Here is a 13435-nt window from a genome sequence, read left to right on the forward strand (position 1 = left end):
AGGAATCGACCCGCCTGAAGGCTCTGCAGACGCAGCAGCAGCTCGGCATCCAGGCACTCACGATCGCCAACACCAACTCGCAGAACATCCTGTCGCTGTTCCGTTAATCGATCGACCGAACCTGACGGGCGATCCTCGCCCGTCACCTCGAAAAGAAGCCGCACATCCCCCGTGGATCGTGCGGCTTTTTCGTTTTGCGCTCCGGTGTACCATGGCCGCCAGGTGTCGCCGGCGTCCGTTCCAAGCGAACCGCGCCCACCTTAACGTTTCGTCCATCTTCCCTTATTTTTGTTCACCTTTGTTACTGACTTCCTAACAGTGTTAACCATTTGTTAACTATGAGATCGTTACATATTCGTTAAGAGCGAAGGGTCGCCTCCAGGGCAAAACAGGGGCGATTCGCATGATGCCAGTCCCATCGCTGCCGGTAACACTCCGGAATGTCCTTATGAATTCAATCGGGACAGGTGACCAATGACCAGCATCATGACCAACACCGCCGCCATGGCGGCTCTCCAGACTTTGCGTTCGATCAACTCCGACATGGCCGAAGTCCAGGACCGCATCTCCTCGGGCTATCGCGTGCAGACAGCCGCGGACAACGCCGCGTATTGGTCGATCGCTACCACCATGCGCTCCGACAACGCGGCGCTCTCCACCGTTCAGGACGCCCTCGGCCTCGGCGCCGCCAAGATCGACACGGCCTATGCGGCGATGAATTCCTCGATCGAGGTCGTCAGCGCGATCAAGAGCAAGCTCGTCGCGGCGAGCGAGCCGGGCGTCGATAAGCTGAAGATCGACAAGGAAATCTCCGAGCTCAAGAACCAGCTGATCTCGGCCGCACAGTCCGCATCGTTCTCCAGTGAAAACTGGCTCTATAACGCCGCGACGGCCCCCGTCGGCACCAAGTCGGTTGTCGCCTCGTTCAACCGTGACGCCAACGGCAACGTGTCGGTCACCACGCTCGACTTCGACACCTCGCAGTCGATGCTGATCGACAAGCAGAATGCGAGCCGCGGCATCCTGACCCGGAACTACGACGCGTCCCAGCTCACCTCTCCTCCCGGCACGGCAGGCGCACGCCTGTACCACCTGATCGGCGCGCCGGCGACGACGCCGATCGGCACGACGGCGGAAATCAAGCTGACCGCATCGACGACGCCTGCCGAAATGTCCGACATGATCAGCGTCGTCGAACGTATCCTCAACCAGTTGACGGATGCCGGATCCACGCTCGGCGCCATCACGAAGCGCATCGAGCTGCAGGAGGGCTTCATCGCCAACCTGATGGATACGATCGACAAGGGCGTCGGTCGTCTCGTCGATGCCGACATGAACGAGGAATCGACGCGGCTGAAGGCGCTGCAGACGCAGCAGCAACTGGGCATCCAGGCGCTCTCGATCGCCAACACCAATTCCGAGAACATCCTGCGCCTGTTCCAGCAGTAAGGCGCGGCGGCGGACAGCGGCCCGAAGCGGCCGCCGATCTGCCAAACTGAGCCCATCGCCCCGATGTGGGTGACGGCACTTTGAGTTCTGCCACGTCGTCGGTCACGGCACCCGGTGGAAACTGTTGGACCGCGCTAATTGCCCTGGCGCGGTCCAACACATTCATTTTCGCACAAGTTTGACCGAATAGCCTTCCCTCGCAGTCCTGTCGGATGACTGCCGGCCAAAATGACCTTTGCGCCGTCGCCTGCATCGGATCGTTCCGGGACCAACCGACCCCGGATCACGCCGATGTACGTCAAGAATGCTGGGTTCGCCGTATCCGACGGTCGGGCCCGAGGGAGACATGTCAGCAGTGCCAGGAGCAATGGAAGTCCGCGCCAGGGAGCGCCGCCTCTCAAGCAGATGGGGATCGCCGCATTGCCGCAGGTCCGCTGCAGGGGGCCGGCCATGAGTGCAATGCTCTCCCGCTATCTCAAGGACTTCAGCGCGCCGAAAGTCGAGCTGTCGCTGATGCCGCCGAAATATTTCCCTGATCTGGATGCCGACTATGCCGATGGCGAACGCCTCGGCGCGAGACCCGCCATGCCGGAAATCGATATCGATGCGGAGCGTCGCCGAGCCTTTGCCGAAGGGCGGGCCGAGGCGACCGCGGAACTGGTGTTTGAACACGAAAAGCAGATTGCCGAACTCCAGGCGGCGCACGCGGCCGAACTCGAGGCGCTGACGCGGCGCTTCGAGGAGGAAACCGCGAACCGTCTGGCGCAGCGCGTCGACGAAATGACCGAAGGGCTTGCCGTCGCACTCGGCGATCAGGCCGCTCGCGTGCTTGCACCGGTCATGGGCGATGCCCTCATGCAGCGCGCCGTTGCCGATATGGCGCAGATGTTGCGCCAGGGCCTTGTGGCCGGCGAAGGCTGCACCATCGTCGTCAAGGGCCCGGCGTCTCTTTTCGAGGCGCTGAAACGCCAGCTCGGAGAAGACTTGCCGTCCCTGCGGCACGTCGAATCCGACGATGTCGATCTCGCCGTCGAGATGGATGGCACCATCCTCGTGACGCGCATGGCCGCCTGGGCCGATACAGTTCGGAAAGTTCTCGCATGAGCGACGAAAACCACCACAACGGCAAGCACGAGATCATCATCGTCAAGCGCCACAGCGGCAGCCATGACGGCCACCATGGCGGCTCATGGAAGATCGCCTATGCCGACTTCATGACCGCAATGATGGCCTTCTTTCTCGTGATGTGGCTGATCAATGCCGCCAACGAAGAGACGAAGGCGGCGATCGCTTCCTATTTCAACCCGGTGCAATTGACCGACCAGAAGCCGGCCGAACGTGGCTTGAAGGACCCGGCCAAGGATGCGCAGGGCGAAGAAACGCAGCAGCGTTCGAAGGTCGATGGCGAGCAGGACAAGTCCGGTGGCTCAGCCAAGACCGGCGATCAGCTGACGGCGACGTCGGGCGAAGAGACGAAGTATTCCGACGCCGACTTCTTCGAAAACCCCTATTCCGTTCTTTCCGAGATTGCGCGCGAGGTCGGCCAGCAGGCCAACATCAGCGTCAAGGGCGAGGGCGGTGCGGCCCAGTCCGGCCCGGCCACCGGTGCCGATGGCGGCGAGGCCTATCGTGACCCGTTCGACCCGGACTTCTGGACAAAGCAGGTCGAAGTGAAGGACGCCGGCAACACGGCCGAAGCCGTCGCTGCCCTTGCCGACAAGTCGACGGAGCCCGCAGGTGCGACGCCGACTGTCAAGAAGTCCGAGGCGGACGCGTCGGAACAGACGCCCGACGCGGCCGACAAACAGGCCGGCGACGGCAAGGACACGAACACGGGCGCTGGCAAGGACACGGCGGATGCCGCGGCCGGCGAGAAGCCGAAAGCCGAAACTGCCGAGGCCGACGCCAAGGCGCAGGCGGCCGAACTCCAGGCCGAGCTGAAGAAGCAGCTTGCCGGCGAGGCGGGCCAGCTGGCCGAGGGACTTGTCGTGACGCCTGCTGAAGGCGGCCTGATGGTGACGATCAGCGAGCGCACCGATGCGCAGATGTTTTCCATCGGCTCGGCCGTGCCGCAAAAGGAGCTGGTGCTGGCGATGGAAAAGATCGGCCATCTGCTGGCCGAGCGTCCAGGTGCGGTTGCGATCCGCGGCCATACCGACGGCCGCCCCTTCAAGGATGGCACCTATGACAACTGGCGGCTCTCCGCCGCCCGCGCCCAGAGCGCCTATTACATGCTCGTCCGTGGCGGCCTGAAGGAAGATCGCGTCAGCCAGATCAGCGGCTTCGCCGACCGGCGGCTGCAGATCCCCGGCGATCCCTACGCCCCGGGCAACCGGCGCATCGAGATCCTCCTGCAATCGGCTCCGGGTTAAGCGCCATGCTGAGACGCCTGCGAACCGCTCTGATGGCCTGCTGCGTGCTGGCGACCCCCATTGCAACGGGGGCTGCCAGGGCGAACGATATCGAGGAGCTCGCACCCTTCAAGATGATCCGGTCTCTGCAATATGTGCAGGACTCGGTCGTCCTTGGCGACCATTCGGCGATCGAAATGCAGCGTTTCATGCTGGGCGCGATCGACAAGCGCCTGCGTGCGGCCGACGCGACTGTCTTCCGTGATCCGCGCAACGTCGATGCGGCGCTGGTCTATGCGATGAGCGGCGGCAATCCGGAGACGTTGAAGTACCTAGCTGATCACGACGTGGCGGGGAACTTCGATTCCCGCGTCACCGACGCGCTGACGCAATATCTGAACGGCAAGGGCGGCCTGATCGTCGAGAACCTGTCCAAGGCCGCGCCTGAATACCGCAGCGCCCGCATCGGCCCCTATCTCTACCTCATCCTCGGCAATGCGACGTCGCAGCAGGATCCGGTGGGCGCGATGAAGTACTACGACTGGGCCCGTCTCGCGGCCCCGGGTACGATCATCGAAGAGGCTGCCCTGCGCCGCTCGGTCTTCCTCGCGGTTCAGGCGGGCGACGCGGACAAGGGCTTCCGCTACGCGCTGACCTATGCCCGCCGTTACCTGACGTCCCCCTATGCCAGCCAGTTCGCGGATGTCTTCGTCGAACTTGCCGTTGCCCATTTCGATGGCGAAGCGCAGGGGCGGATCTCGGAGATCCTCGGTTTCATGGATGCGCCGCGCCAGCGCGAAGTCTTCCTTCGCGTCGCTCGACGCGCGGCGATCGCCGGCAAGCAGGAGCTTGCGAAGCTCGCCTCTGAGCGCGCCGAGGCGCTGGGCGCTGACGGTGCGGCGCAGCCGAAACTGCTCGCCAGCTTCTATGCCGGATTGGCTTCGGTGCCCTCCAACGACGTCTTCGCCGCGACGGCGAGCCTGGCGGCTATTTCAGACGCGGAGCTTTCGCCGCGCGACCGCGCCCTGCGGGACGCTGCAAAGGCGGTTGCGGACGCCGTCGTACGGCCACCTGCCGGTGAAAGCCTCACGCAAGCGTTTGCGTCTAAACCCGATAGACCGGTTGAAGCGAATGCGTCGGCCGCAAGCGAGGAAACTGGCAGCGGTATGAGCCCCTTTGGAAGCGGGCAGACCCCGGCGGTAGCGCCGACGACCGTGGCTGCATCCGGCGCTGACGAGGTGGCGGACCCGGAGCACGATGGCTTCGTGGCGAAAGGACGATCGAAGATCGACGAGATCGACGCTCTCCTCAAGGGAGATGACAAATGAGGGCTGAGGACACTCTGCGCATGCCTCCGGCGCCTGTCGGCACGGGAAGCGGACGAACGGGCGGCAAGGAACAGGCCGGTGGTGCATCGGCCGGTGCGTTTGAAGATGCCGTGGCCAGTGCCGGGCGACAGAAAAACAACGATCAGCCGGGTTCAGGCAAGGGTGGCAACGACGCCGCTGCCGGCAGCGACGCGGAGGCGGGAGCCTTGATCGACAAGGACAATATTGCCAAGACCGCAGGCAGGGCCGCGACACGCAGCATCAGCGTCGGTCGCAACGAACAGTTTGACGAGCACGCGCTGCGCGACCATTTCCAGATGGCCGAGCGCGGCGTCGGCGGCAAACGTGCCGTCGACAAGGCCGATCCGGCCAAGACGGCTGCCGTGTCCGACGATCTGGCGCAAGTGGTGGCCGATGACGAACTCGCCGAGCGGATTGCTGCCCTGACGAAGGGCGTCGGCAAGGCGTCGGCAGATCGCACCGCGGTCGATAGCGACGCCAACGCTGGCGGCGAGGGCGCAGAAGCCAAGCAGACAAAGACGGCGATGGACGATCTGCTGACGCTGCTCGGCGGCGCCCAGACGGCACAGCCTCAGGGACAGACGGCGGTCGCGCGTCAGGCAGCGGACGGCCAGATTGAAGCTGCAGTGCCGGTTGCCGGTGGCAGCGAGCATAGCGCGAAAGCCGAGGCACAGGCAGGCGAGAGCGATCCCGATCGGCTCTTTCGTTTCGCCCGGGCCGACGGCAAGGGACAGGCCGTTTCCATGAGCCTTTCGAAGGACGGTGACGCGGCGTTCGACGCGGCCCGTTCGCAGGGCTCCGCCAAGGTCGAAAACGTCACCGTGCTTGAGGCACGGCGTTATCTCGGCATCTCGATGAGCCCGAACACCAGCGCCGTGGCAGACGCCATCGCTGGCGAGGCCACCAGTTCCCTGCAGCCAAGTGCTGCCCTCGCTCAGCCGGGTGCGTGGACGCAGGCCGGCAAGACGCTCAACACCCTGAAGATCCAGCTTCACCCGATCGAGCTTGGCCTCGTCACGGCCACGCTGCGCCTGAAGGACGACGAGCTGCAGGTCGAACTCAAGGTCGAGACCGGCGACGCCTTCCGGCAGCTGCGCGACGACCAGAACGATCTGGTCAAGGCGCTGCGCGCTCAGGGCTTTGCGGTCGACCAGGTGAACATCGTGTTCAACTCCGGCGGCGACACGTCGTCGGGCGGCGGCTCGCAAGCCCAGGCCCAGGCACAAGCCGGGCAACAGGGCCGAGATCGCGCCGATGGCAACGGCCAGGGACGACAGCAGCGACAGGACGACAGCCAGTCTTCGGCGGCGGAAAGGTGGGTTGGCAATGGCGGGACGGACGATGCGGCTGCCGGCACTGAGCGCTCTCGTACTGGTCACGTCTACATGTAGTGCTTTTGCGAGCGCAGACGCCGGCGTCTGCGAGCGTGAGATCATCAGCGCGGCGGCGAAGTACAATATCCCGGCCGGGATCCTCTATTCGGTCGGGCTGACCGAAACCGGCCGCAAGGGATCGCTTCAACCCTACGCGATGAACATCGAGGGCAAGGCCTATTTCGGCAGCAGCGAACAGGACGTTCTGACCCAGTTCGGCAACGCGCGGGCACAGGGCGCCAAGCTCATCGATCTCGGCTGCATGCAGATCAACTATTACTTCCATGGCGAGCATTTCAGCTCGCCGCAGGAGATGCTTGACCCGCGCAAGAATGTCGAATATGCCGCACGCTTCCTGGCCAATCTCCATGCGAGGCACGAGACCTGGACGATGGCCGTTGCGCGCTATCACGCAGGCCCGAACAACGACCCGGCGCAGAAGAAATATGTCTGCCGGGTGATCGCGAATCTCGTCGCGACCGGCTACGGCAAGTGGACGCCGAACGCCACGCAGTTTTGCCGATAAGCAACCAAAGATAGTATTTTGACATTGCAACCCGCATTGTGGCGAGAATGCGCGGACAATGTGACCGCAAGCGATTTGTCGTAGTCCGTTAACTTTTCCACATTATTTTAGTGCCGCCTCGAGGCGGGTGCTACTAGATATAGATCAAATCGGCGAAACATAGTTAATCAATTATTAATTCCACCCAGTAACTTCCTCTAGTTGTTCATGAATCCCTCGATTCGTACCTCTCAATCAGTGCGGAGCCATACTGATTCGGAGGCGGGCGAATGATCGTAGTGGTTGATGAAAGAGAGCTGGTGAAGGACGGGTACACGTCCCTCTTCGGGCGTGAAGGTATTCCCTCGACGGGTTTCGATCCCAGGGAGTTTGGCGAGTGGGTAAACGCGGCTGCCGATTCGGATATCGATGCCGTGGAAGCTTTCCTGATCGGGCAGGGCGACACCACCTTCACGCTGCCGCGGGCCATCCGCGATCGCTCGATGGCACCGGTCATCGCGATGAGCGACACGCCGTCCCTCGAAAACACGCTTGCACTCTTTGATTGCGGCGTCGACGACGTCGTTCGCAAGCCTATCCACCCCCGCGAAATCCTTGCCCGCGTCGCTGCGATCCGCCGGCGCCTGAAGGCGATCGCCAACTTTACCGACATCGGTCCGATCCGCGTTTTTGCCGACGGCCGTGATCCGGAAATCAACGGCGATGTCTTCGCCCTGCCGCGCCGCGAGCGCCGCATTCTCGAATATTTGGTCGCAAACCGCGGCCGTCGTGTCTCCAAGTCGCAGATCTTCAACGCGATCTACGGGATTTTCGACGAGGACGTCGAGGAAAACGTCGTCGAAAGCCACATCAGCAAACTGCGCAAGAAACTGCGCAAGAAGCTCGGCTTCGATCCGATCGATTCGAAGCGTTTCCTTGGCTACTGCATCGACTGGAACTGAGCGCCACGCCAAGGGGCGGGCACTGAACCAAGACAGGTTCACGCAAGGCCCGCTTCCTAGTGTCGCCGTAACAAGGAAATGAGGATCCGAAATGAGTCTCTATGGCAGCATGAGAACGGGTGTGTCCGGTATGAACGCCCAGTCGAACCGTCTGGGCACGGTCGCCGAAAACATCGCGAACGCCAACACGACCGGCTACAAGCGCGCCTCCACTGAGTTCTCGTCGATGATCCTGCCTTCGGGCGGCGGCAACTACAATTCCGGCGGCGTCGAAACGCAGGTGCGCTACAGCATCTCCCAGCAGGGCGGCACCAGCTATACGACGTCGGCGAGCGACCTTGCCATCAACGGCGGCGGATTCTTCATCGTTTCGGGCAATGGCGGTGAGAACTTCCTGACGCGTGCCGGCTCCTTCGTTCCGGACAAGAACGGCAACCTCGTCAACACCGCCGGCTTCACGCTGATGGGTTACGAGTACAAGGCTGGCGTCGATCCGACCGTCGTCGTCAACGGTTTTGACGGCCTGGTACCGGTCCAGCTCAAGGACGAGGGCCTGGTCGCCGCCGGCTCGACCAAGGGTACGATGGAAGCAAACCTGCCGTCGGGCGCGGCTGTCAACGATCAATCGAAGACCTCGATGGTTGTCTACGACAGCCAGGGCAACACCCGCATCCTCGATTTCACCTACACCAAGACAGGTCCGAACGCCTGGGGCCTGAGTGTCGTCGACCGCACATCGGGCACTACAGTCGGTACCCAGACCATGACGTTCGACGCGGCCGGCAAGCGCATCGGCGCTGTCCCCGCGACACTCACCACGACTGCCATCAACAACCTGCCCGGCACTGGTGCCAACCTTGGCGCGATCACGATCGACACCTCCAAGACCACGCAGCTCGGCGGCGACTTCAGCAGCACCGGCGGTGGCATCGACGGCAGCAAGCCGAGCAAAATGTCGGGCTTCGAGATCGACAAGGAAGGCATCGTTTACGTCAAGTATGGCGACGGCAACCTCATCCCCAAGTTCCGCATCGCGCTTGCGACCGTCCAGAGCCCGGACAAGCTGCAGCCGCAGTCCGGCAACGTTTACTCGCAAGGGGCAGATTCAGGCGTTATCGTCACCGGTTTTGCGGGCTCTGGCGCTTTCGGCAACATCCAGTCCAAGGCACTCGAAAACTCCAACGTCGATATCGCCAACGAGCTGACTTCGATGATCGAGGCGCAGCGCAACTACACGGCAAACTCCAAGGTGTTCCAGACCGCCTCGGACCTGCTTGACGTGCTGGTCAACCTGAAACGGTAATTGAAAGAGATACGGTCCGCGTCATGTCGCTGTCCTCCGCAATATCCATCGCACAGCAGGCCTTCAGCAACACGGCGCAACAGACCGCGATCGTGTCGAAGAACATCGCGAATGCGGGCAATGCGGACTATTCGCGTCGCCTTGCCCTCTTGGGCAGCACCGGCAACGGTGCGCAGGTCGTATCCATCTACCGGGCACAGAACGAGGCGCTGCTCAAGCAGAGCATCGCCAGCATCGGCGAAGCTTCCGGCCAGGCGCGTCTTCGCGATGGCCTGGAACTCCTGAAATCGGCTCTCGGCGGTAACAACTACGAGACTGCGCCGTCAAAGCTGCTGTCGGAGTTTCGCAACAGCCTGCAGACACTGGCCTCGACCCCAGGCAACAAGACGATTGCGGCGGCTGCGGTCACCAGCGCCCAGGACCTTGCCGACTCACTGAACAAGACTTCTGCCACCGTGCAGAACATGCGCGAAGATGCCGACAAGGAAATCGCTCTTGAGGTCGACAAGCTGAACAGCCTGCTTGCGGACTTCGAGCGTGTGAACAACGAGGTCAAGTCGGCGACCGCATCCGGCGGCGATGCGAACGATGCGCTTGACCAGCGCGACAAGATCCTGAAGCAGATTTCGGAGATCGTTGGCATCTCCACCGTTACACGCGGCAACAACGATACGGTGATCTTCACCACCGACGGCACGGTGCTTTTCGAGAACATTCCGCGCCAGGTGACGTTCGCGCCGACAACGACCTATGACGCCACCGTCACCGGCAACAAGATCTTCGTCGACGGCGTACCGGTCGCCCCCGGAAGTGGCGCAGATACGACCGCCAAGGGCAAGCTTGCGAGCCTCGTGCAGCTGCGCGATGACATTGGGCCGAAGTTCCAGTCGCAGCTGGACGAGATCGCCCGTGGTCTCGTCGAGCTTTTCAAGGAAGGCAACCCCAGCGGGGTGCCGCCGGTTCCCTACCAGCCGGGCCTCTTTACCTGGGGAAGCGCGGGTGTGCCGGCTGCAGGCACCGTCGTTCCCGGACTGGCATCGAAGATCACCGTCAACGCTCTGGCCAAGGCCAACCCGCTTCTTTTGCGTGACGGCGGCTTCAACGGCGTGGTGTCGAACCCTGGCGGTGCGGCAAATCCGAGCCCCGGCTACACGGGCCTGCTCGACGGCTTCATCAACAAGATGGGTGAGAACATGTCGTTCGACCCGTCGACCGGTCTTGATGGAACCAGCAGCCTGCTGAATTTTGCGACCGGTTCGGTCGGCTGGCTCGAGGAGACACGCAAGACCGCCTCGACCGCTGACGACAACAAGCGCGCGATGCTCTCGCGCACCCAGGAAGCGCTCAGCAAGCAGACCGGCGTGAGCATCGACGAGGAACTGTCGCTGCTGCTCGATCTCGAACAATCCTACAAAGCATCGGCCAAGCTGGTGAGCACCGTGGACGCCATGATGGCGGCCCTGATGGAAGCTGTGAGGTAATCATGAAGACGTCCTACGTTTCTAATCTGGCGATCCAGACCGCCATGCGCATGACGATTCAGCAGAACCAGATGGATCTGCTGAAGGCAACCCAGGAGCAGACGACCGGTCGGCACTACGACGTTGGCCTGACGCTTGGCGCGACGGCTTCGCGCTCGCTCAACCTTCAGCGCGAGATCGACCGGCTGAACTCGATGAAGAGCACCAACTCGGTCGTAACCCAGCGTCTCTCCGGCTCGCAGGGCGCGCTGGAAACGATGGCGAAAGCGGCCGAAAAGGTGCGCGACACGCTCGTTACCTACAAGGGTAACGATGCCGCGAGCCAGCTGAAGATCCAGAAGACCGAGATCATGGGCGCGCTGCAGACCTTCACTGCGGCTGCCAACACGTCCTTCAACGGCGAGTTCCTGTTTTCGGGCATCAATACCGACGCCAAGCCTGTCGCCGACTACACCGCTACGTCTGCGGCAAAGACGGCCTTCGATACCGCGTTTACGGCGTTCAAGTCCGCCAATGGCATCACGTCCGACGACCAGATCACCGCCGCGCAGATGAAGACGTTCATCACCGGACTGGAAACCAGCTTCATGGATACCACCCCCGGGGGGTATTGGGACACCAACTGGTCGGACGCATCCAGCCAGAACATGACGAGCCGGATCAGCGCCAGCGAGGTGATCGAAAGCTCGACCAACGCCAATACCAAGGGCTTCCGGATGTTCGCCTTGGCGAGCGTGATCTCGGCCGAGCTGATGGACAAGAACATCACGCCTGACGCGCGTGCTGCCGTAGGCACCGCGGCGCTGGACTATGCAGAGCAGGGCATCGCCGCGCTCAACGGCGAACGCAGCCAGCTCGGTATCTCGGAATCGCGCGTGAAGAAGTCGAACACCTCGATCGACGCGCAGCTCAAGCTGGTCAACACGCATGTCGCCGATCTCGAAGGCATCGATCCGATCGAGACATCGACCCGGATCAACACGCTCAAGGTGCAGTTGGAAACGTCCTATACACTAACGTCGCGACTACAGCAGATGAGCTTGCTCAATTTCCTCTAGTGTGAGGAGCCGGACAAACATGAAGGATGTCTGAATGTACCAATTTTCCTATGCCGAGATCATGGAGGACGGCGTCGCCGACTCCAAGAATCGGGAACGGCAGGTACTCGATCGCTCGATCGCGCTCATGGAAGCAGCGAAACAGCAGAAAGGGTATTCGAGAGAGGCCATCGAGGCCATCTACTTTACCCGGCGCCTGTGGATCCGTTTCATCGAAGATCTGCGTGCTCCGGAGAACCAGCTGAACGAAGAGCTGCGCGCCAATCTGATTTCGATCGCCATCTGGATACTCAACGAGACGGAAAAGATCCGCAAACGCGAATCCTCCAACTTCCAGGGCATAATTGACATTACCACCATCATCAGGGATGGACTGAAATGAAGAGCACACTGCGTATCTCGCTGAAGTCGGGCGAACGGATTTTTGTAAACGGCGCGGTGCTGCGCGTGGACCGGAAGGTCGCGGTCGAGTTCCTGAACGATGTGACGTTCCTGCTCGAAAACCATGTGCTGCAGCCGGAAGACGCGACGACGCCGCTGAAGCAGCTCTATTTCATCGCGCAGATGATCCTCATCAATCCGGAAGGCGCCGAGCAATCGACCGCCATGTTCCGCAAGTCGATCGTCATGCTCTTGAACTGCTTCAAGAACGAAGAGATCCTTGCCGAGCTGAAGCGTGTTGACGGCCTGGTGACCAACGGTCGCGCCTTCGAAGCGCTCAAGGCGATCCGCGGTCTCTATGCCATCGAAGACCGCATTCTCAACACGCAGGAAATCACGCCGGCAACGGTCGAGCAGATTCGCAAGGAGATCGCACCATGGCGGTAAGCGGCGTCAGCAACAACGGCTATACCCCGAACGTTTCGGCTCAGGATTCGGGCGGCGACGCCGCCAAGGCATCGCTCAACTACGAGAGCTTCCTGAAGCTGCTCGTCGCCCAGATGAAGAATCAGGATCCGACGCAGCCGATGGATGCGACGCAGCAGATCGCGCAGCTTGCGACCTTCTCGCAGGTCGAGCAGACGATCAAGACCAACAAGAACCTTGAAAGCCTGCTGCAGCGCACGTCGCTGAGCGAAGCGGACGCCGTCATCGGGCGCACTGTCACCAGCGAAGACGGCAAGACCACTGGCGTGGTTAAGGAAGTGAAACTATACTCTGACGGAATCATTGCGGTGCTGGATAACGGCAAGGAGCTTGTTATCGGCCCGGGCGTCAAGGTGAAGTGATAACTCCATGAATGAGGCGGATGCCCTCGATATCGTACAGGCCGCGATCTGGACCGTGATCGTGGCCTCGGGGCCCGCCGTTCTCGCCGCGATGATCGTCGGCGTCGTCATTGCCTTCATTCAGGCACTGACCCAGGTCCAGGAAATGACGCTGACCTTCGTCCCGAAGATCCTCGCCGTCATGATCACGGTTGCCGTGTCCGCGCCCTTCATCGGCGCTCAGATCTCGATTTTCACCGACATCATCTTCTCGCGCATCCAGTCTGGGTTCTGATCCCGCACCGCCGGCCATCGGCCAGCGACGCCATGAAACCCTCGCGCAAGCTTGGGCGGGTATCTCCATCTCTATAGTGGGGCAGCGCGTGTGAATGCTGC

15 protein-coding genes are annotated in these 13435 nt (G+C 61.9%); all 15 read left to right on the plus strand.

From position 1 onward, the window contains the following. Positions 1-107 (plus strand): flagellin (locus tag L981_RS34090; protein WP_256364299.1); only part of this gene is annotated, 107 nt, incomplete at its 5' end. Between the two features lie 367 nt (positions 108-474). Beyond that, positions 475-1449 carry a flagellin gene (locus tag L981_RS29190; RefSeq protein ID WP_043624928.1) on the plus strand — a complete coding sequence of 325 codons (975 nt, stop codon included), beginning with the start codon at positions 475-477 and terminating at the stop codon, positions 1447-1449. Between the two features lie 450 nt (positions 1450-1899). Continuing rightward, the gene (locus tag L981_RS29195) at positions 1900-2553 is read left to right on the plus strand and encodes a hypothetical protein (RefSeq protein ID WP_043624989.1); all 654 of its coding nucleotides are present in this window, start codon (positions 1900-1902) and stop codon (positions 2551-2553) included. Next, complete coding sequence (locus L981_RS29200; protein ID WP_043624931.1) at positions 2550-3821, plus strand: MotB family protein; 1272 nt, start codon at positions 2550-2552, stop codon at positions 3819-3821. Before L981_RS29195 ends, L981_RS29200 begins: the two co-directional genes overlap by 4 nt. Positions 3822-3826: 5 nt before the next feature. Further along, positions 3827-5128: a chemotaxis protein MotC gene (gene motC / locus L981_RS29205; RefSeq protein WP_052202082.1), complete on the plus strand. Its 1302-nt coding sequence runs from the start codon at positions 3827-3829 to the stop codon at positions 5126-5128. Further along, positions 5125-6540 carry a flagellar hook-length control protein FliK gene (locus tag L981_RS29210; RefSeq protein WP_043624936.1) on the plus strand — a complete coding sequence of 472 codons (1416 nt, stop codon included), beginning with the start codon at positions 5125-5127 and terminating at the stop codon, positions 6538-6540. The genes motC and L981_RS29210 overlap by 4 nt, the downstream gene beginning before the upstream one ends. Continuing rightward, positions 6491-7048 carry a transglycosylase SLT domain-containing protein gene (locus L981_RS29215; protein ID WP_043624991.1) on the plus strand — a complete coding sequence of 186 codons (558 nt, stop codon included), beginning with the start codon at positions 6491-6493 and terminating at the stop codon, positions 7046-7048. The genes L981_RS29210 and L981_RS29215 overlap by 50 nt, the downstream gene beginning before the upstream one ends. 269 nt (positions 7049-7317) lie before the next feature. Continuing rightward, positions 7318-7989, plus strand: a complete 672-nt coding sequence (rem, locus tag L981_RS29220) for a transcriptional activator Rem (protein WP_034800735.1) — start codon at positions 7318-7320, stop codon at positions 7987-7989. A gap of 91 nt (positions 7990-8080) precedes the next feature. Beyond that, positions 8081-9292, plus strand: a complete 1212-nt coding sequence (locus tag L981_RS29225; RefSeq protein ID WP_034800738.1) for a flagellar hook protein FlgE — start codon at positions 8081-8083, stop codon at positions 9290-9292. A 23-nt stretch (positions 9293-9315) separates the two neighbouring features. After that, positions 9316-10773, plus strand: coding sequence for a flagellar hook-associated protein FlgK (gene flgK / locus L981_RS29230; protein WP_043624940.1), 1458 nt, complete (start codon positions 9316-9318; stop codon positions 10771-10773). Between the two features lie 2 nt (positions 10774-10775). Next, entirely contained in the window at positions 10776-11831 is a 1056-nt protein-coding gene (locus L981_RS29235) for a flagellar hook-associated family protein (RefSeq protein WP_043624943.1), read from the plus strand. Positions 11832-11865: 34 nt separating this feature from the next. Further along, positions 11866-12213 (plus strand): flagellar biosynthesis regulator FlaF, encoded by a 348-nt coding sequence (gene flaF / locus L981_RS29240; RefSeq protein ID WP_034800744.1) that lies wholly within the window; start codon positions 11866-11868, stop codon positions 12211-12213. Continuing rightward, positions 12210-12659: a flagellar biosynthesis repressor FlbT gene (flbT, locus tag L981_RS29245; protein WP_034800746.1), complete on the plus strand. Its 450-nt coding sequence runs from the start codon at positions 12210-12212 to the stop codon at positions 12657-12659. The genes flaF and flbT overlap by 4 nt, the downstream gene beginning before the upstream one ends. Beyond that, positions 12650-13060: a flagellar hook assembly protein FlgD gene (gene flgD / locus L981_RS29250; RefSeq protein WP_034800748.1), complete on the plus strand. Its 411-nt coding sequence runs from the start codon at positions 12650-12652 to the stop codon at positions 13058-13060. Before flbT ends, flgD begins: the two co-directional genes overlap by 10 nt. 7 nt (positions 13061-13067) lie before the next feature. Beyond that, positions 13068-13334: a flagellar biosynthesis protein FliQ gene (fliQ, locus tag L981_RS29255; protein WP_043624946.1), complete on the plus strand. Its 267-nt coding sequence runs from the start codon at positions 13068-13070 to the stop codon at positions 13332-13334. The last annotated feature ends 101 nt before the right edge of the window (positions 13335-13435 follow it).

The organism is Ensifer sp. ZNC0028, from assembly GCF_000799055.1.
Classification (GTDB): Bacteria; Pseudomonadota; Alphaproteobacteria; order Rhizobiales; family Rhizobiaceae; genus Ensifer.

Excerpts from the sequence above, each read along its gene's own strand:
- motC (WP_052202082.1), top strand. The coding sequence starts at position 3,827 with ATGCTGAGACGCCTGCGAACCGCTCTGATGGCCTGCTGCGTGCTGGCG.
- L981_RS29215 (WP_043624991.1), top strand. The coding sequence starts at position 6,491 with ATGCGGCTGCCGGCACTGAGCGCTCTCGTACTGGTCACGTCTACATGT.
- L981_RS29200 (WP_043624931.1), top strand. The coding sequence starts at position 2,550 with ATGAGCGACGAAAACCACCACAACGGCAAGCACGAGATCATCATCGTC.
- fliQ (WP_043624946.1), top strand. The coding sequence starts at position 13,068 with ATGAATGAGGCGGATGCCCTCGATATCGTACAGGCCGCGATCTGGACC.
- flbT (WP_034800746.1), top strand. The coding sequence starts at position 12,210 with ATGAAGAGCACACTGCGTATCTCGCTGAAGTCGGGCGAACGGATTTTT.
- L981_RS29225 (WP_034800738.1), top strand. The coding sequence starts at position 8,081 with ATGAGTCTCTATGGCAGCATGAGAACGGGTGTGTCCGGTATGAACGCC.
- flgK (WP_043624940.1), top strand. The coding sequence starts at position 9,316 with ATGTCGCTGTCCTCCGCAATATCCATCGCACAGCAGGCCTTCAGCAAC.
- L981_RS29210 (WP_043624936.1), top strand. The coding sequence starts at position 5,125 with ATGAGGGCTGAGGACACTCTGCGCATGCCTCCGGCGCCTGTCGGCACG.
- flaF (WP_034800744.1), top strand. The coding sequence starts at position 11,866 with ATGTACCAATTTTCCTATGCCGAGATCATGGAGGACGGCGTCGCCGAC.
- L981_RS29190 (WP_043624928.1), top strand. The coding sequence starts at position 475 with ATGACCAGCATCATGACCAACACCGCCGCCATGGCGGCTCTCCAGACT.
- L981_RS29235 (WP_043624943.1), top strand. The coding sequence starts at position 10,776 with ATGAAGACGTCCTACGTTTCTAATCTGGCGATCCAGACCGCCATGCGC.
- rem (WP_034800735.1), top strand. The coding sequence starts at position 7,318 with ATGATCGTAGTGGTTGATGAAAGAGAGCTGGTGAAGGACGGGTACACG.
- L981_RS29195 (WP_043624989.1), top strand. The coding sequence starts at position 1,900 with ATGAGTGCAATGCTCTCCCGCTATCTCAAGGACTTCAGCGCGCCGAAA.
- flgD (WP_034800748.1), top strand. The coding sequence starts at position 12,650 with ATGGCGGTAAGCGGCGTCAGCAACAACGGCTATACCCCGAACGTTTCG.